The sequence below is a fragment of the Ruegeria sp. BG11 genome (assembly GCF_056538565.1).
In genome coordinates this window covers 72021-89590 of the sequence record NZ_JBQFTH010000013.1, presented here as the reverse complement: position 1 = coordinate 89590, position 17570 = coordinate 72021, and the positions used below count along the sequence as shown (strand labels likewise).

The following is a 17570-nucleotide window of genomic DNA, read 5'->3' as shown; positions in this document are numbered from 1 at the left end:
CTCGTGTTTATGGTCATGTGGCGACACACGCGAATTGGGAGGGTTGGCGGATGCAAGCAGCCAATATGTATGAGCGTCATCTGGATAAGAACCGTGCGAATTACACGCCGCTATCCCCGCTCAGCTTCATCGAACGCACGGCGGCGGTGTATCCCGACTACCCGTCCGTCGTCTATGGAGACCGCCGCTATAGCTGGGCGCAGACCTATGCGCGCTGCCGCCGTCTTGCCAGCGCCCTGACGGCCCGTGGGGTGGGCAAGGGGGATACCGTCTCGATCATCGCCGCCAATATCCCCGAGCTCTATGAGGCCCATTTCGGCATTCCCATGGTCGGCGCTGTTCTGAACGCGATCAACACGCGCCTTGATGCGCCGATCATCGCCTTCATCCTTAACCATGCCGAGGCCAAGGTGCTGCTGGTCGACCCCGAGTTCTCTGCTGTCGTCAAAGAGGCACTGCCGCAGGTCGATCATGACCTTTTGGTGATCGATATCGAAGATCCCAGCTTTGATGGTGGCGAACGCCTTGGCAGCCTGACCTATGAGGCCCTGCTGGGCGAAGGCGACCCTGAGTTTGATTGGTCTCTGCCCGCGGATGAGTGGGATGCGATTACGCTAAACTATACCTCTGGCACGACCGGTAACCCCAAGGGCGTGGTCTATCACCACCGTGGGGCCGCCTTGAATGCGCAGTCCGACCTGCTGGATTGGGGCATGCCGAAGCATTCGGTTTATTTGTGGACCCTGCCGATGTTCCACTGCAACGGCTGGTGTTTCCCCTGGGCCATGGCGCTGAATGCCGGGGTCTCGGTCTGCTTGCGTGCGGTTCGGGCCGAGCCGATCTATGCCGCCTTCCGGGAGGAGAAAGTCACCCATTTCTGCGGCGCACCTATCGTGCTGAACATGCTGGCGCATGCCCCCGATCACCTCAAGGATTTCGACCACCAGATCAAGGTGATGACTGCCGGTGCCCCGCCGCCCGCCGCCGTTATCGAAGCGATGGAAGGGATGGGCGTTGAGGTGACCCATGTCTACGGCCTGACCGAGACCTATGGCCCTTCGGTCGTCTGTGCGTGGAAGGATGAGTGGAATCTGAAGGCTCCAGCCGAACGGGCCGCCCTCAAGGTGCGTCAGGGCGTGCGCTATTCAGCGCTGTCCGGACTGATGGTGGCCGATCCCGAAACGCTGGAGCCTGTGCCCGCCGATGGCGAAACCATGGGTGAGATCTTCATGCAGGGCAATGTGGTAATGAAAGGCTACCTCAAGAACCCGGATGCCACCGACAAGGCGTTCAATGGCGGTTGGTTTGCCTCGGGCGATTTGGGGGTGATGTACCCCGATGGCTATGTCGCGCTGAAGGACCGATCCAAGGACATCATCATCTCGGGCGGCGAGAATATCTCATCCGTCGAGGTTGAGGGTGTCCTCTACAAGCACCCTGCCGTCATGGAGGCAGCCGTGGTCGCCCGACCGGATGAGAAATGGGGCGAAACCCCGTGTGCTTTCGTTGAGCTAAAGCCCGAGGCAAGTGCGACCGAAGCCGATCTGATTGCGTTCTGTCGGGACAACATGGCCCATTTCAAAGCGCCCAAGACCGTGGTGTTCGGAACCTTGCCCAAGACATCCACCGGCAAGGTTCAGAAATTCGTGCTGCGGGATCAGGCGCGGGCGTTGGGCTAGACCTTGTCGAAAATTGACAGGTCCAGATCCAAAAGCTCTCCCATCCACAAGGCGTGATCCCGGTGGTCGGCCAGGTGATCGCCGGTTTCAGCATGGGTGAAGATCGTCAGGCCCTGTCGGTTGAGCATCAACCACGGAATGACCTGATCGAACGCGTCGGCGGCAAAGACCAGCTGGCAGCTCCACCTCGGATGCGGGCCAACCGGGCGCGCGTGCATACGCCCCATTTGGACCGGAAAAAGGCGGGCGGCCTCTTCGCAAATCTGTTGCGCTAAATCCTGTGTGTCGGCGTCGAAATAGACATGGGCGTGATAGCCGGTGATCTCAGACATCGGGGGCCTCATTGCTTGGATGCAACGAACCTAGGTGTTCTTGGTCCTCAATCCTACCAACACCGGCACACAGGTGCTGTGCGGCATGGCTCAGGGTTTGAGAGGGTCCTCCAGCGCCGGTAGCACAGTGCCATGGCAGGTCCCGAACCCGATTGTATAGCCATCCCCCTGCGCGGAGCCGGACAGCGTGAGCGTGTCTCCGTCCTCAAGGAAGCTGCGGGCCTCACCGGTTTCAAGGCTCAAGGGGTCTTTGCCGCCCCAGCTGAGTTCCAGCAGCGAACCTCGGGTATCGCGCGTCGGCCCGGAAATCGTGCCGGACCCCAGCAGATCACCGGTGTTCATCGGGCAGCTCGAACTGGCGTGATGGGCCAGTTGTTGCGCGGCGGAGTAGTACATTTCGCTGTAATTCGTGCGGGTGATTGTGGTCGCAGCCCGCCCCTCGGGGGCCAGCGTCACCTCAAGCGAAAGGTCGTATAGCATCGGGCCGCAGTCCTTCAGGTGATCCAGCAACTCGAATTCGCGCTCGGGCGTGTCACAGCGGAACGGCTCCAGTGCCGGTTTGGTCACGATCCATGGGCTGACGGATGTGGCCGTGGCCTTGGCTTGGAACGGCCCAAGGGGCTGATACTCCCACGCTTGAATGTCACGGGCGGACCAGTCGTTCAGCAGCACGTAGCCGAAGATATGATCGTCCGCCTGCTGCACCGAGATCGGGCCGTCGGACGGAGTGCCAACGATTGCCCCCATCTCGAGCTCAAAGTCGAAGCGGCGACTGGGCAGGAAGGTAGGTTTGTCCCGATCGGGCGACTTCAGCTGCCCCCACGGGCGGCGGATATCCGTACCCGACACCACGACCGAGGATGCCCGGCCATTGTACCCAATGGGAATATGCAACCAGTTCGGCGGCAGCGCGTTTTCGGGGTCCCGGAACATCGAACCCACGTTAAAGGCGTGATGCCGACCAGCGTAGAAATCGGTGTATTCGCTGACCGCGAAGGGCATGTGCATGACAACCGCGCTTTGCGGTACCAGCAGGGGCTCCACCGCCTCTTGTGCCGCCGCACCTTCAGACAGTAGCGCCGTCAATCGGTCGCGCAGGGCGGCCCAGACGGCGGGGCCTTGCTCCATCAAAGGGTTCCAAAAGGGCAGGTCGAACAGAGGCTCATCGGTCAGGGTGATCAGCCCTTCGGCCTCGGCGGTGGTGACATCGAGGATCATGTCCCCAATTGCAACGCCACATCTGGGCTCCTCATCGCCGACGGCAAAGACCCCGTAAGGCAGGTTGTTCAACGGAAACGGATGGGTCGCATCATTGGCCGAGGCGACCCAGGATTTTAGCAAAGGCATCTTTTGATCCTTGTCTTGGTTTATTGAGCGTCTCGCAGAGACTTAAGCCCCAACAGAACGGCAGCCAGAATCATGAACCCGCCACCTGCGCGATCCAGCCATAACCGCGCAGACCCTTTGAGCCGCGTAGCCAACCAACTGGCGCTTGCTCCGTAGGCGGTCAGAAACAACCCGTCCATGATCAGATAGGTGGCCGAGAGGATCGCGAATTGCGGCCAGAAGGGCAGCGCGCCATCGATGAACAACGGAAACAGTGCAGCAAAGAACACCACTGCTTTGGGATTGGCGGCTGAGGTGATGAAGCCCTGCATCCACAAGGTTTTGCGGCTGGCCAGCTGCGCGGTTTGCGCTGTTTGAGGTTTGGCTTTGACAATCGCTTTGACGCCGAGAAAGACCAGATAGGCGACACCCAACCATTTGATCACAGCCAGCGCGGTGCCCGAGGCCGCAATAATCGCGGCAAGCCCGAGACCCGCTGCCAACATCTGCAACAGGTTCGCCGTCAGATCACCGGCAGCCGTGAACACGCCCCGGCGCAGCCCGTTGGTGGCCGAGTTCGAAAGCATCAGAAGCTGGCTTGGTCCTGGAGTGCTCATCAGCAGCAGGACGGTGGCGACATAGGTGATCCAGATATCAAAGCTCATGGCAGGTTATTTCTTTCCCGGTGTTCCATCGAACTTTTTCTCAAGCGAGGACCAGCAGTCAATATAGTCGTCTTGCAAGGGCGCCTCGGTCGCGGCGAAGGCGGTCAGATGCTGTGGGAAGCGGGTTTCGAACATGAAGGACATGGTGTGGTCCAGCTTGTCCGGCCCCAGATTGGCGTTTGAGGCTTTTTCGAATGCTTCGCGATCCGGGCCGTGCGGGATCATCATGTTATGCAGGCTCATGCCGCCCGGAACAAAGCCCTGCGGTTTGGCGTCATACTGGCCGTAGATATTGCCCATCAGCTCGGACATGATGTTCTTGTGGTACCACGGCGGGCGGAATGTATCCTCGGCCACCATCCAGCGCTCGCGGAACAGAACGAAGTCGATATTGGCCGTGCCGGGCTGGCCCGAAGGCGCTGTCAGGACGGTGAAGATTGACGGATCCGGGTGGTCGAACAAGATTGCGCCGACCGGGCAGTAGGTGCGTAGGTCGTATTTGTAGGGCGCATAGTTGCCGTGCCAGGCTACCACGTCCAGCGGGCTGTGACCGATCTGAGTGACGTGGAACTGCCCGCACCATTTGATCGTCACGGTCGAGGGCACCTCTCGGTCCTCGAACGCCGCGACGGGTGCTTTGAAGTCGCGCGGATTGGCCATGCAATTGGCGCCGATTGGTCCACGCCCTGGCAGTTCAAATTTCTGCCCGTAATTCTCACAGACAAATCCGCGTGCCGGACCTTCCAGCACTTCAACACGGTAGAGCAACCCGCGCGGCAGGATTGCGATTTCCTGTGGCTCCAGATCTATGATCCCCAACTCGGTCACAAAGCGCAGGCGGCCGTCTTGCGGCACCACCAGCAGCTCGGAATCGGCCGAGAAGAAATAGTCATCCACCATCGAGTCGGTGACCAGATAGACATGGCTGGCCATGCCGACCTGCGTGTTCACATCCCCCGCGGTCGTCATGGTGCGCATACCGGTTAGCCAGGTCAAAGAGGTATCAGAATGCGGAACCGGGTCCCAGCGATACTGGCCCAGGCTGATCACATCCGGGTCGATACAGGGCGCGGATTTCCAATAGGGCAGGTCGATCTTTTCGTAACGATGCGAATGCTTGACCGACGGGCGAATGCGGTAGCACCACGTCCGCTCGGGTGGATTGGCGGTGAAGGCCGTGCCGCTGAGCTGTTCGCCATAGAGGCCATAGTTACAGCGCTGCGGGCTGTTCATGCCCTGCGGCAGCGCGCCAGGCAGAGCCTCGGTCTCAAAATCGTTGCCAAAGCCTGGCATATAGCCGGGATGCGTTCCTACAGGTGTGACGGCCTGCGTCAGACCATGCGGTTCAGCCTTGTTGGTCATCTTGAACTCCTCGGTTTTCTGCTTGTGAATTATTAGTTGTTTTTGTAACTAACAAGCATGTCCGAAGAAAAAGATGATTTTGATCTGCAGAATTTTTTGCCGTTCCTGTTGAATCAGGCAGCTGAGGCAGCCTCGTTAGAGTTTCAGCGCCTCTACAAAGAACGCTATGGCATGCTGCGCAGCGAATGGCGGGTGCTGTTCCATCTGGGTGTCTTCGGCACTCTGACCGCGAAAGAGATTGGCAAGCGCGCGAAACTGCACAAAACCAAGATCAGCCGCGCGGTTCATAAGTTGGAACAAAGCCGCTACCTCAAGCGCACAAGGGATGAGGGTGACCGAAGGGTCGAATGGCTGACGCTGACGCCCGCCGGTCAGGCCGTCTATCTAGAACTGAGCGGTATCGCTGAGCGCTATGATGGGAAACTGGCGGGCGCATTCTCGGAAGAAGAGGCCGCCATGCTGAGGAAAATGCTGCGGCGGCTGGCAGGGATGGCATAAGGTCTGGTAATTTCCATGACGCGGCCCACATTCAGGGCAGTACTTTGACGGACAGTTCCATGACCTCTTCAGATCCCATCTTTGACCTTATAGACTGGCTTGTTTCGAAAGGGCTTGAAGGGGCTGGTCAGGAAGAATTGCTAGACGGCTTTTGCAACCGCCTGATTGATCTGGGCCTTCCGCTGATGCGATTCCACGCGGCGCAGTCGACGCTGCATCCGCTTTATGGCGGCACTGGCTATAGCTGGTATCGGGATTCCGGCGGGGAATCCGAGCGGTTCGCAAACACCGACACCCCAAGCGAAGTCTGGCAACGCAGCCCTCTCTATGCGCTTTTGCATGAGGACATGGATGACCTTCGCGTTCGACTGGTTGATCAGAACGAACCCAGCCGTTTCCCCTTGTTGAATGACCTGCGAGAGATCGGAGCGACGGATTACTACGCAACGGGCGTGTCGTTTGAACGCTCCGAACAGGTGCGTCCGGCGGGTGAGAAAAAGATCGGTGACGGAGTGCTGATGTCCTGGACCAGCGACGCTCCCACCGGTTTTGATGACAGTGATCTGGGGAAGATTCACATCGCTCTGCCGCATCTTGGGCTTGCGTTGAAATCCGCCAAGAACCAGACCATGGCCAAGGATCTGATGCGCGTCTACCTTGGACGCGATGCGGGGCGGCGTGTCCTATCTGGCGAAATCCGTCGCGGTTCGTTGCAACAGATTGATGCGGTAATCTGGAATTTCGACCTCGAAGGCTTCACCACCCTGTCCGAGGATATGCCGGGTCACGAGATCATCGACATGCTGAACGACTATCTGGCCGTTGCCGTGGGCGTGGTACACGACAATGGTGGCAACATCCTAAAATTCATGGGTGACGGGCTGATGGCCATGTTCGACGTGGGAGAGAGCGATGCCGATGCCCGCGCGGCTCTCGCCGCCGTCGCCATGCTGCAAAGCCGGATGGAAGAGCTGAACGCGCAAAGACAGGCGAATGGGCAGAGGGTGGCGAATTTCACTCTGGCGCTACATTCGGGTGAGATCCTCTATGGCAATATCGGATCAGAAACTCGGCTGGATTTCACGGTGATTGGTCCTGCGGTCAATCAGGCGGCCCGGATTGCCGGGATGCATCGGTCGTTGGGCCAGAGGATTCTCGTCTCCGACGACGTCGCCCGCGCCGCACAACCTTGCAGCCAGGAACTGATTTCGGTCGGGCGCTACATGTTGCGCGGTGTGAACGAACCGAAAGAGCTGTTTACGATCTACAGCCCCACGCAGGTCTCGGAAGAGACAGAGGTTAAGAACGCAACGTAACGGTGGCGTGGCTCGTGCCGTGGTGAAACCTTCTGGTCAAATGGGAAAAAAGGGGCGGGCCGTCTAGGCCCGAAAGGGGCGCATGTTCGGGAAGGTTCTAAAATACTCGGTTGGGACGTTGGCATTGGCTTTTGTCGCAGCAGGTGGTTACCTGTGGATGGCGCCACCGGATCTGTTGAAAGTGGGCACCAACTATTCCGCCAAGATCGTCTGTTCGAACGTGTTCCTGGCCAGGCGCGATGCAGAGACTGTGTTGCAAAGCGATGTTCAGGCGCCGGGACATCCCTTGCTGAAGCAGGTTTCGGTCAGCGTCGACGAACAGCGCAAAACGGTTGAGGCGCGGGTATTTGGCTTCTTCGCTCCGGCCACATCGCAGTATCGCCCCGGTTTGGGATGCACCAATGTTCATGCGGCAAAGCTGGCAGATCACACGCTGCCCGAACCCGCGCCCGTACCCAACGGTCTTTGGCCGCATGGAAATGAGGTGGTTGTGTCCGAGAACCTCGCGTTGGCTGATGTATTGTCGGACCCGTCCTTGCTGGGAGAAGGCTACCGCGCTGTCGTGGTCGTCAAGGACGGGCGCATCATTGCTGAGGATTATGCTGATGGCTTTGACGCAGAAACCCCTTTGTTGGGATGGTCGATGACGAAAACGATCACCGCAGGGTTGATTGGTACGCTGATCCAGTCGGGCGATATGGCGCTGGGCGATGATCTGACGGATATCTTCCCAGATTGGGCGGGGGACTCGCGCCGCGACATCACGGTCGAGGATATGCTGGCCATGTCCAGTGGCCTGCAATGGGATGAGGAATATGGCGACGTCTCGGATGTAACGCGGATGCTGTATCTCAAGGATGACATGGTTGATTTCGCCGCCGGACGCCCCGCTGCACATCCCACCGCGACCGAGTTCAGCTATTCCTCGGGCACGTCCACAGTTCTGTCGCGGGTGTGGCAGGGCCAAGTTGAAGAGGGCGACCTCAGCTACCCCCGCACCGCATTATTCGACCCTCTGGGGATGCACTCCGCTGTGATGGAGACCGATGGGGCAGATACATTCGTGGGCTCAAGCTACATGTACGCCGCCGCGCGCGACTGGGCGCGCTTTGGGCAGTTTCTGCTGCAAGGCGGTGTTTGGAAAGGGCAACAGATCTTGCCCGAAGGCTACACCGATTGGATGTTTGAACCCGTCGCAATCTCGGACGGAGCTTATGCCAAGGGGCATATGTGGCTGGACGGCCCACGTGGTGAGCCGCAATTCGAGGACACCGTCTGGCTGCAAGGCCATGACGGCCAATCCGTCGGTATTTTCCCCGCGCATGATATGGTCGTGGTGCGTCTGGGGCTGACGCCGTCACGGTTGGGATATTCGCCACTGCCTTTGGCCAAGGCTCTGATTGCGGCTGTGGGTGACTGACGGCTAGAAGTCGATCTCTACGCCCGGCAGATTTAACTCGCGCATCATGTCGCGCAGTTCCTGACGCGCGGCGATGTTCGAGATGTTCAGCTGTTTGACGCCAATATCTTTGAGGTCCAACAGAGTGAGGCCGCGGGGAAAGAGCTCGCGGAAGATGACCCGTTCGGAAAAGCCCGAGGCGACGCGGAACCCGATGCGTTGAGACAGCATCTCGATCGCGCGTTGCATCTTTTCCTTATTGACCATGCGCTGAGTACCGACCCGGTTGCGCACGACGACCCAGTCGATCGGTTTCAAACCAGCCTGCGCCCGCAATTGCCGCGCGTTCCAAACCATTTCGGAATAGACCGAAGGGCCGAGGATCTTCTCACCTTTGGAATCAATCCGGGCCAGCAGGTCGAAATCAATGAAACTGTCGTTCAGTGGTGTGATCAGCGTATCGGCCAGCGAATGCGCCACTTGGCTGAGGCGGGTGTGTGAGCCAGGGCAGTCGATCAGGATAAAATCGCTGTCATTCTCAAGCTGCGAAACAGCCGCCGACAGGCGATGGTCATAGATATTCTCACCTGGTTTCAGGGTGCTGGCGTCGATCTCGGGCAGGTCGTGGTGGCGCGGGCTGGGCAGGCTTGCCTCAGCGTTTTTCAGAAAGTTCGCCCGGTTCTCGAAATAGCGTCCCAAGCTTCGCTGCCGCAGGTCAAGATCCAGCGTGCTGACCTTGCGACCCAGACGCGCCAGAGCGGTGGCCACATGCATGGAAACGGTCGATTTGCCTGCGCCGCCCTTTTCGTTCCCCACCACGATGATATGTGCCATGCCGTCGTTCCCAAGCCCTGCCGTGTTTGTCCACACGTTGTTATTAGCCACTATATGTTGTGTCAGCGGGGAAGAAAAGAACCTCGGGGCGTTGTTTCGACCAATATCAGGCTCTAATTTGGAAAACCCAATCGCTTTCGCAGTTTAGAACGCCATGCTTGCCAAAACCGGGTCCGTGATTCACTGTTCAATCGGGGATCGGACAGGAGGATACCGGTTGGAGCAGCTGTTCCTGAGCGTTCTGAATGTGGTTTTACCGGTCCTGATTTGCGTGGGCATCGGGTATGGGCTGGCGCTTACCAAGTCTCCGTTTGACAATAAGGTGGTCGGAGGGATCGTCTCGCGGGTCGGCTATCCGACCCTGATCCTGTCGCATCTTGCGGGCACCAAGCTGAATGTGGGCACGTTTCTGGATATGATGAGCGCCGCCGCGCTGGCTGTGGCCAGTTTTGGCGCTCTGGGCTTTGTGGCTTTGCGGCTTTTGCGCCTGCCTGTAAGGGCGTTTCTGACCCCTCTGATGCATGGGAATGTGGGTAATATCGGCCTACCGATCACTCTGCTGGCGCTGGGCGATGCGGGGATGGCCTACACAATGGCCTTTGTCGTCGTTGTCCTGATCAGCATCTTTACCGTTGGCATGTGGATCCCGGCGGGTGTGTTCTCGGTCAAAAAGCTTGTTACATCACCGATCATCTATGCTGTGGCCCTGTCGTTGATCCTGATGGCCACAGGGAACAGCCTGCCGCAACCGATCGCCAAGTCCTTCGATATCCTCGGCGGGTTGTCGATCCCGCTGATGTTGCTGACGCTGGGCCACACGCTGGCGACGCTAAGGATTGCCAGTCTGGGGCGCGCAATCTTGCTGACGGGGCTGCACCTGGTCATGGCTGTGGGAATCGCCATGGGGCTGGTCTGGCTCTTCGGCTTCACAAGCGCCGAGCGCGGCGCCTTGATCCTGTGCTGCCTGATGCCGTCCTCGGTGGCGACATACCTGTTCATCGACCAGCACATACCGGAATACGGCCCGGATGTCGCCGGGTTCATCCTTTTGTCTACCCTGACCACCATACTCGTTCTACCGCTGGCCCTGACTTATTGGATTTGATGTAAACCCTATGCGTGGGCGCAAAAATCGCTAATCTACTGATAAATTGCGGTAAAGAGCCCCAAGCTCAGGGTGACACGATGAACGGAAAGACGCCGACAGACGTAACCCCACAAGCCCGCGCCCGCGTGGTGCTGGCGATGACTGCAATCTGCATGATGGTTGTGGGGTTCAACACCACCGCCGTTGCGACGATCCTACCTAATCTGAAGGCCGAATTCGACCTGACACCGTCCGGCCTGCAATGGGTAATGGCGATCTATACTGTCGCCAGCGCCTCGCTTGTTACCATCGTCAGTCGTCTGGGCGATATCACCGGCAAGATGGGGGTTTTCTTCTTTGGTATGGTCGTCTTTGCCTTTGGGTCTGGCTCGGTCCTTTTTGCGCAAGACGCAACCATGCTGTTAATCGGGCGCGGTGCGCAAGGCGCGGGGGCGGCAGCGTTGTTCGGAACCTCTCTTTCCCTGCTGACAGCGGCGACACCTGAGGAGCAGAGGGCAGGTGTCACCGGATTCTGGGGCGCGATTGTCGGGCTGGCTATCGGAGTTGGTCCCATCGTAGGCGGTGCCTTTGGGCATTACATTAGCTGGCGTGCGGTGTTTGCCGCCGATCTGGTTCTTCTGGTCGTGGCCTTCACCATTGGATTGCATGTCAGCAAACGGAAGTACGTGCCTGACACACGCCTTGCCGGGGCACGATTCGACTATCCTGGAGCAGTTGCCATTCTGTTGTTTCTCGGGCCGCTGTCCTTTGCGCTTAGCAATGGGGAAAGCGGCGGGTGGAGCACACCACTGACGCTAATACCGCTGGCTGTGGCGGCCCTGGCGACCGTCCTGCTGGTCATTGTCTCGCGTCGCAGTGATGACCCGTTGATCGAACTGCGGTATTTCCGCCATCCGCGTTACTTCATGGCCGCCGCGGGAATGTTCTTTACCGGTTTCACGCTTTTCTGTTTCTTTGTCTATTTCAACACATTTGTGCAATCGCCAGATGCCTTTGGCTATACCTCCATTGGCGCGGGATTGGCGATCATGCCGCTAAGCCTCAGCATGTTCGTCATATCTGTCACCGCGCCCCGGTTTCTGGCACCCTACAGTTTCCAGTGGCCGGTTGCGATCGGACTGGGGGCAATGGCATGTGGGTTCCTGTTGCTGACGACAGTTTCGAATACCACGCAATATTCCGAGATCTGGTGGAAGCTGCTGATCGTCGGGATCGGGTTGGGTATCTGTTTCTCGCTTCTGCCACGCCTCGGCCTGCGGCTGCTGCCCGAAGAGCATGTAGGGCAGGGCTCAGGCGTGATCAACGCCTGTCTCTATTTCGGAGCAACCATGGGGGCAGTGGTCGGTGGGTTGGCAGAGTCCATCACCATACGCCGGGGCCTGTCCGAAGTGATTGACGCACTACCCTCCGGATCAACGCAGCGGGCTGATCTGGCACATGCGCTAACCCACGGCAAACCTGGCGAGGTCCAGCAGTTACTCACCAGCTTGGAGCCGACGGCAGGAACAGCTTTGGCTGAGGCGCTGCGGGATTTGCAGGACAACGCCTTCGACAGCGCAATGGTGGTCGCCGCGATTGCCGCTCTTATCGGGATGGTTTTGGCGCTATTGCTGCTGCGCGGACCAGTGCCGCCACTGCACAGTGCAGTGGAACTGACGAAGTAAGACAGTTATCGATCCTATTTTTTTGTAGGCAGGTCAGCGGGGCGCGGCGTGCATCATGCATTTAGTCGGAAACAAAAAAAGGCCGCCCCCAAGGGACGGCCTTTCGAAATCGAACGGGGTAAGGCTTAGAAGCCCAGACCTTCGTATTTCTTTTTGAACTTCGACACGCGGCCGCCTGCGTCCATCAGGCGCGACGAGCCACCGGTCCATGCGGGGTGCACGGAGGGGTCGATTTCCAGAGCCAGCTGATCGCCTTCGCTGCCCCAGGTGGATTTCATCTGAACAACGGTGCCATCGGTCATTTTGACGTCGATGACGTGATAATCGGGATGGATGTCTTTTTTCATCTTTCCGTTCCTTACGCTTCGGCGCCAGCTTTGGGCTTGTAGTTGGTGACCTCTGCGATACGTGCGGATTTACCACGACGGGTGCGCAGGTAGTACAGTTTGGCGCGACGAACGCGGCCACGGCGAACAACGGTGATGCTGTCGATGTTGGTCGAATGCAGCGGGAACACACGCTCCACGCCTTCGCCGAACGAGATTTTGCGGACGGTGAACGAACCGGCGATGCCGTTGCCACCTTTACGCGCGATGCAGACACCTTCGTAGTTCTGCACACGGGTACGCGACCCTTCGGTCACTTTAAAGCCGACACGAACGGTGTCACCGGCTTTGAAATCGGGGATGTCTTTCCCCAGGGCGGCAATCTGTTCCGCCTCAAGCTGTGCGATCAGGTCCATCGCATTCACTCCTATCTGCTCGTGGTTGGTCCACGAAGTTTGGGCACGGCCTGAGAGCTCTTGGTCTTCACCGGGTCCTGCGTACAGCCCGCCAGAGGTCAGATCGAATGTTCCTTTGGTCCGGTCTGCCCTGACACGCGTTGGCCGAAGAAAGCCAGGCGGTGCGCCATGAAACAAACCAAAACACCGGAGTCGCATCACACGGCACCGGATTGCGCTGCTTTAGGGGGTTTGCGGACAGGGATCAAGCCTAAATCGCAGGCATCAGCGGTGGGATTTTGCCAATTCCCGAATGCGACGTTGCTTTGTGTGTTGGATCAGGCATTCTGAGGTCAATTACAAGAGCAGTTATTTCAGGCTGAAACAATGACCCGATTTGCAATCATGCTGGCCCTGGCAGCCGCTGTTTTGATGTCCTGCGGGCGCAGAGGACCTCCGCCGCAGGTCGTAGAGGCCACGCCTGGCGTGGACCGGACCGCGCCCGCCGTGATCTATCCCGATTTTGGCGATGCTGACCCCCATGACTGGGACGGACGACATCCCGGCCTGTATCCGGTTCACGGGTTGGATGTATCGCGCTGGCAGGGGCCGATTGATTGGCGTCAGGCCAAGGCCTCGGGCGTCAGCTTTGTGTTCATGAAGGCGACTGAGGGGGGTGATTTTACCGACCCGATGTTCAACGAACATCGCCGTGGCGCGCAGGAGGCGGGCGTGCCGTGGGGGGCGTATCACTACTACTATTTCTGCCGACCGGCACGTGAGCAGGCGCAGTGGTTCATTCAGAATGTCCCGAAAGGCGCGGACCTGCCGCATGTGCTGGATATGGAATGGACGCCGCATTCGAAAACCTGCACCATTCGCCCTGATGGCAAAATCGTTCGGGCCGAGGCGCAAAAGTTCCTCGATATCCTCGAGCGGCACTATGGCCGTCGGCCGATCGTCTACACGACTGTGGATTTCTACCAGGACACCGATATCGGACGGCTGTCAAAGACCGAGTTCTGGCTTCGCTCGGTCGCGGGACATCCTCGCCAGGTCTATCCCGGCGCGGTCTGGAGGTTCTGGCAGTACACTGGCACCGGGCTGGTGCCGGGTGTTCAGGGTAAGGTCGACATCAACGTCTTCAGCGGCCCGCCCGAGATTTGGGCGCAGTGGAAAGGGTAGACGCCTTAAGATTGAGGTGCCGCGTAGCTTTCCACGGTGCCGCCCGCGACAAGGTGATCGAGCCTGCGCACGCCTTCCTCACCATAGGCATTGCGCAGCCAGAACGATTCACCCTGGCTCAGGACGCGGCGGTCAAAGCCGCGCTCGCTCAGGCAGCGGTCTACCTGATCCATCTCGCCTTGCGCTCTTAGTTCGTGTCGACTGCCATATGCAATCACGGAGCCGACCAAGGGCGACGACATCAGGATGAAGGCGGGATAGGCTCCGATCACTGCTGCATTCCCGCCGATGTCAGCCTCGTTCGAGCAAGACAATACCGCGTTTCTGGCGGATGCCATATTATGTCCGGCCTGAGTTGGCACGGAGTTTTCCAAAGCACTGGTCGCGCATGCCGAGACAAGTACGCAGCCCAAGAGTAATAGCTTTTTCATGTATTGCCGTTCTTTCAAATGTGCGAATCTTTTGAGTCCATCGCAAAACTCAGGGATGAGTATTCCGCGATTTCTTCAACTGCAATTAGCATTAGCTTTAACAGTGGACCTGCGGTTTGCGGGCCACAGTAGCCTGTGTCATTTGATAGATTTCTGATTGGCGCGAACGTAATCGTCCCACACATCAGGCCGCCGTTCCCGCGTTATGTCCTCGGCCATCTGTTGGCGCCATTCGGCGATGCGGCCGTGGTGGCCGGACATCAGGACCTCAGGGATCGGGCGGCCGTTCCATTCTGCGGGGCGCGTGTATTGCGGGTGTTCCAGCAGGCCCGAGGAAAAGCTCTCTTCTTCGGTCGAGGCCTGATTGCCCAGCACGCCGGGGATCAGCCGAACGGTGGCGTCGATCAGGGCCTGCGCTGCGATCTCGCCGCCAGTCATGACGAAATCGCCGAGGCTGACCTCTTGCACGCCGTAGTGCTCCAAGACACGCTCGTCTACGCCCTCGAACCGGCCGCAGATCAAGGTTATCCCGTCGCAACGCGCGAGGATCTGCATCATCCGTTGGTCCATGCGCTTGCCGCGCGGGCTGAGGTAGATCAGTGGCCAGTTGCCTCGGATACCGGCCATGGTCTGTTCGATGGCAGGCCCCAACACGTCGGCCCGCAGCACCATACCAGCGCCGCCGCCTGCGGGTGTGTCATCCACATTGCGGTGTTTACCGATCCCGAATTGCCGCAAATCAACAGTTTCCAGCTGCCAAAGCCCTTCCTGCAGAGCCTTACCTGTCAGGCTTTCGCCCAGAACGCCGGGGAAAGCGCTGGGAAACAAGGTGATGATCTTGGCTTTCCATACGCCGTGCAGATCCGGCGTTGGAGTCATCAACTCGCGCGGTTGCAGAGTGGGTCGGATGGCCTTGCGACCGTGGGATTTGCTTGGTGTATCTGTCATGATTGGGCAACCAGATCGTCCTTGGCGCGTTTGATGAGGGCCTTCTTTTGCGCCATCAAAGCCGCATCGTCCAGCGCGGAACGGTTCAACTCCAGCAATTCTAGCAGAACATCATCAGTCGGACGGGCCTTGTGCGGCTCCGGCGCGACCAGTTTGAACATCTTGTCGCGTGGTAGATTCAGAAATGCCGCAAACGGAGCGCCTGGACCAAAGCGCCGCTTGCGCAGGTCCTCCATCCACTCGGTCTGGACCTTGACCAGCGGCAGCCGGTCCTGAAGCATATCGGCTGTCTCTTTTGGGGAGGGGAGGTCGTTCAGCGCGTCTCGGAAGCCGTCATAGTCCTGCACCAGCCGTGTCCGCCGCAGATCATGTGCCCAGAGGCTGCGCATCCAATCCTCACGCTGTCGCAATGACAGATAGATCGTGAGGTCGACCGGCTCAGGCCCCAGACGGTCTGTCACCTGCTCAACCAGCGTCGTCGCCAATTCCGGGGTCGCCCCGTAGCCTTCGGCGCTGTTGCGACTGGGGCGCAGGCCGGCGAAATTCTCCTCGCTGAGGATCAGGCCGCGACTGGTGCCAAAATCGATCAGGTCCAGAAGCGCGCGGACACCTGTTTCGAACTCGGCCAGTGTGCTGTTCATCCGATAGACCGAATGCCGAGTGGCAATGTCCGCGAGCCCGGTTTTGCGGGTCTTGTAGGGCAGGATCAGTGAAAAATGCGGCCAGATCAGCTGACGGTTCTTGTAGAGAAACGACTGCGCAACGGTGGTGCCGGTCTTGTGCAGCCCCAGATGCAGCAGAACACGCCGCATCAGATCAGGCCTTCTGGCGGATCGGCGACGATGCGACCGGCCTCCAGATCAACTGTCGGAACAGCGTCCAGAGTAAAGGGCAGCAGGACAGTCGATTTCAGACCCGGCCCGTGCAATTCCAACAAATCCGCAGCGCCGTGATTTTGCACGGACTTCACCTTGCCCAAAAGGGTGCCGCCGGTGTCATACACGTCCAGCCCGATCAGATCGGTATGATAAAACTCATCATCCGGCAGCGAAGGCAGTTGATCCCGCCGGGCATACAAGCGCAGACCGTTCAGGGCGTCCGCCTCTTCCTTGGTTACAACCCCGCCCAGACGCGCAGCAAATCCGTTCTTGATCGCGCGGGTCAGCACGACGGGAAAGCGCTCTTTGCCGTCTTCGTCGGTCAGTGGCGAATAGGCTTCGATGTCTTCCGGCACAGCGCAAAAGCTTTTCAGCCGCACCTCGCCGCGCACACCGTATGAGCCCGCAATGCTGCCAACGCAGATCAGATCACTCATTTGAGCCTTCCGTTATACATAGTCCGTTTCGCCATTGCCCGATCACTTCGCAGGCTTCACGCTGGTTATTGCGTTCAAAGAACACGCCGACAATAAATGCGATCAGCAGCAGGATGGGAAGCCGTAACAATCCGAACATCGGCCTATCGCACCTCGATAGGCAGAGTCTCGTCGCGGTCTTCCCAACCGGCCCGTTCCAGCTCGGGCGTGTCGGTCTCTTCTTCCGGCCAGCCGACGCAGAAGTAACCGATTAGCCGCCAGTTGTCCGGCACGTTCAGATCGGTGTTCATTTGGTCGGGGTCGAGGATTGAGACCCAGCCCAGCCCCAACCCCTGCGCGCGCAAGGCGAGCCAGAACAGGGTGATGGCCGAGACAACCGAATAGCGCCGCATCTCGGGCATGGTGCCCGCGCCCAGACCCTGGCCTTTGCTGGTGGTGTCATCGCAGAACACCGCCAATTGCACTGGCGCTTCCTGCATGCCCGAAAGTTTGAGGCCGCTATACAGCTGTGCTTTCTCACCGGAATACCCGGCCAGAGCGTCCGCATTGGCGGTTTGGAAATTCTTGAGCGCCGCGTCGCGCGCGGCCTTACTTTCCACGCGGATCACGCGCCAGGGTTCACTGAGCCCCACCGAAGGGGCCAGCAGAAACGCGTCGAGGCAGCGCGTCAGCACTGCCTCGTCCACAGGGTCGGTGCGGAACCGACGCACGTCGCGTCGTAGCCGCATCAACAGATCGAACTGCGTGCGAAAATCGTCGGTGAAAGCCTGATCCTGCACGCGTCGGC

19 protein-coding genes are annotated in these 17570 nt (G+C 59.0%); 7 read left to right on the top strand and 12 right to left on the bottom strand.

From position 1 onward, the window contains the following. The first annotated feature begins 50 nt into the window (after nucleotides 1–50). A complete protein-coding gene (locus ACR0JF_RS19530) occupies nucleotides 51–1679 on the top strand; it encodes an acyl-CoA synthetase (protein WP_170663252.1) in 1629 nt (542 codons plus the stop codon). Here ACR0JF_RS19530 and ACR0JF_RS19525 read toward each other — a convergent pair. From ACR0JF_RS19525 to hmgA, 4 genes are all read right to left on the bottom strand, one after another. Continuing rightward, complete coding sequence (locus ACR0JF_RS19525) at nucleotides 1676–2011, bottom strand: DOPA 4,5-dioxygenase family protein (protein ID WP_170663254.1); 336 nt, start codon at nucleotides 2009–2011, stop codon at nucleotides 1676–1678. The genes ACR0JF_RS19530 and ACR0JF_RS19525 overlap by 4 nt on opposite strands. 90 nt (nucleotides 2012–2101) lie before the next feature. Next, entirely contained in the window at nucleotides 2102–3358 is a 1257-nt protein-coding gene (gene fahA / locus ACR0JF_RS19520) for a fumarylacetoacetase (RefSeq protein WP_170663255.1), read from the bottom strand. Between the two features lie 20 nt (nucleotides 3359–3378). Further along, a complete protein-coding gene (locus ACR0JF_RS19515) occupies nucleotides 3379–4002 on the bottom strand; it encodes a LysE family translocator (RefSeq protein ID WP_170663257.1) in 624 nt (207 codons plus the stop codon). A 6-nt stretch (nucleotides 4003–4008) separates the two neighbouring features. Next, complete coding sequence (hmgA, locus tag ACR0JF_RS19510) at nucleotides 4009–5364, bottom strand: homogentisate 1,2-dioxygenase (RefSeq protein ID WP_170747570.1); 1356 nt, start codon at nucleotides 5362–5364, stop codon at nucleotides 4009–4011. Between the two features lie 57 nt (nucleotides 5365–5421). Between hmgA and ACR0JF_RS19505 the strand changes: the two genes are divergently transcribed. From ACR0JF_RS19505 to ACR0JF_RS19495, 3 genes are all read left to right on the top strand, one after another. Further along, complete coding sequence (locus tag ACR0JF_RS19505) at nucleotides 5422–5862, top strand: MarR family transcriptional regulator (RefSeq protein WP_170662446.1); 441 nt, start codon at nucleotides 5422–5424, stop codon at nucleotides 5860–5862. Nucleotides 5863–5921: 59 nt separating this feature from the next. Further along, the gene (locus ACR0JF_RS19500) at nucleotides 5922–7178 is read left to right on the top strand and encodes an adenylate/guanylate cyclase domain-containing protein (protein ID WP_170662449.1); all 1257 of its coding nucleotides are present in this window, start codon (nucleotides 5922–5924) and stop codon (nucleotides 7176–7178) included. Nucleotides 7179–7260: 82 nt separating this feature from the next. Further along, nucleotides 7261–8598 (top strand): serine hydrolase domain-containing protein, encoded by a 1338-nt coding sequence (locus ACR0JF_RS19495; protein WP_170662451.1) that lies wholly within the window; start codon nucleotides 7261–7263, stop codon nucleotides 8596–8598. 3 nt (nucleotides 8599–8601) lie between these two features. Here ACR0JF_RS19495 and ACR0JF_RS19490 read toward each other — a convergent pair whose 3' ends face one another. Next, nucleotides 8602–9411, bottom strand: coding sequence for a division plane positioning ATPase MipZ (locus tag ACR0JF_RS19490; RefSeq protein ID WP_170380504.1), 810 nt, complete (start codon nucleotides 9409–9411; stop codon nucleotides 8602–8604). A gap of 217 nt (nucleotides 9412–9628) precedes the next feature. On the opposite strand from ACR0JF_RS19490, the gene ACR0JF_RS19485 reads away from it, so the two are divergent. Further along, nucleotides 9629–10516, top strand: a complete 888-nt coding sequence (locus ACR0JF_RS19485) for an AEC family transporter (RefSeq protein WP_170662587.1) — start codon at nucleotides 9629–9631, stop codon at nucleotides 10514–10516. Nucleotides 10517–10596: 80 nt separating this feature from the next. Next, nucleotides 10597–12183 (top strand): MFS transporter, encoded by a 1587-nt coding sequence (locus ACR0JF_RS19480; RefSeq protein ID WP_170662453.1) that lies wholly within the window; start codon nucleotides 10597–10599, stop codon nucleotides 12181–12183. Nucleotides 12184–12308: 125 nt separating this feature from the next. Here the strand turns inward: ACR0JF_RS19480 and rpmE are convergent, their stop codons facing one another. Together rpmE and rplS are read right to left on the bottom strand one after the other, a co-directional pair. Further along, complete coding sequence (gene rpmE, locus ACR0JF_RS19475; protein ID WP_170380502.1) at nucleotides 12309–12530, bottom strand: 50S ribosomal protein L31; 222 nt, start codon at nucleotides 12528–12530, stop codon at nucleotides 12309–12311. Nucleotides 12531–12541: 11 nt separating this feature from the next. Further along, nucleotides 12542–12925, bottom strand: coding sequence for a 50S ribosomal protein L19 (rplS, locus tag ACR0JF_RS19470; protein WP_170380501.1), 384 nt, complete (start codon nucleotides 12923–12925; stop codon nucleotides 12542–12544). A gap of 366 nt (nucleotides 12926–13291) precedes the next feature. Here rplS and ACR0JF_RS19465 point away from each other — a divergent pair, with 366 nt between their 5' ends. Beyond that, a complete protein-coding gene (locus ACR0JF_RS19465) occupies nucleotides 13292–14089 on the top strand; it encodes a glycoside hydrolase family 25 protein (RefSeq protein WP_170556344.1) in 798 nt (265 codons plus the stop codon). Between the two features lie 5 nt (nucleotides 14090–14094). On the opposite strand, the gene ACR0JF_RS19460 is transcribed toward ACR0JF_RS19465, so the two are convergent. From ACR0JF_RS19460 to bluB, 5 genes are all read right to left on the bottom strand, one after another. Then, entirely contained in the window at nucleotides 14095–14427 is a 333-nt protein-coding gene (locus ACR0JF_RS19460; RefSeq protein ID WP_170662455.1) for a hypothetical protein, read from the bottom strand. 231 nt (nucleotides 14428–14658) lie between these two features. After that, nucleotides 14659–15468 (bottom strand): tRNA (guanosine(37)-N1)-methyltransferase TrmD, encoded by an 810-nt coding sequence (trmD, locus tag ACR0JF_RS19455; RefSeq protein WP_170662457.1) that lies wholly within the window; start codon nucleotides 15466–15468, stop codon nucleotides 14659–14661. Next, nucleotides 15465–16280, bottom strand: a complete 816-nt coding sequence (locus ACR0JF_RS19450) for a hypothetical protein (protein ID WP_170662458.1) — start codon at nucleotides 16278–16280, stop codon at nucleotides 15465–15467. The genes trmD and ACR0JF_RS19450 overlap by 4 nt, the downstream gene beginning before the upstream one ends. Next, nucleotides 16280–16783 carry a ribosome maturation factor RimM gene (gene rimM / locus ACR0JF_RS19445; protein ID WP_170662460.1) on the bottom strand — a complete coding sequence of 168 codons (504 nt, stop codon included), beginning with the start codon at nucleotides 16781–16783 and terminating at the stop codon, nucleotides 16280–16282. Before rimM ends, ACR0JF_RS19450 begins: the two co-directional genes overlap by 1 nt. 143 nt (nucleotides 16784–16926) lie before the next feature. After that, nucleotides 16927–17562, bottom strand: coding sequence for a 5,6-dimethylbenzimidazole synthase (gene bluB, locus ACR0JF_RS19440; RefSeq protein WP_170662462.1), 636 nt, complete (start codon nucleotides 17560–17562; stop codon nucleotides 16927–16929). Between the last annotated feature and the right edge of the window lie 8 nt (nucleotides 17563–17570).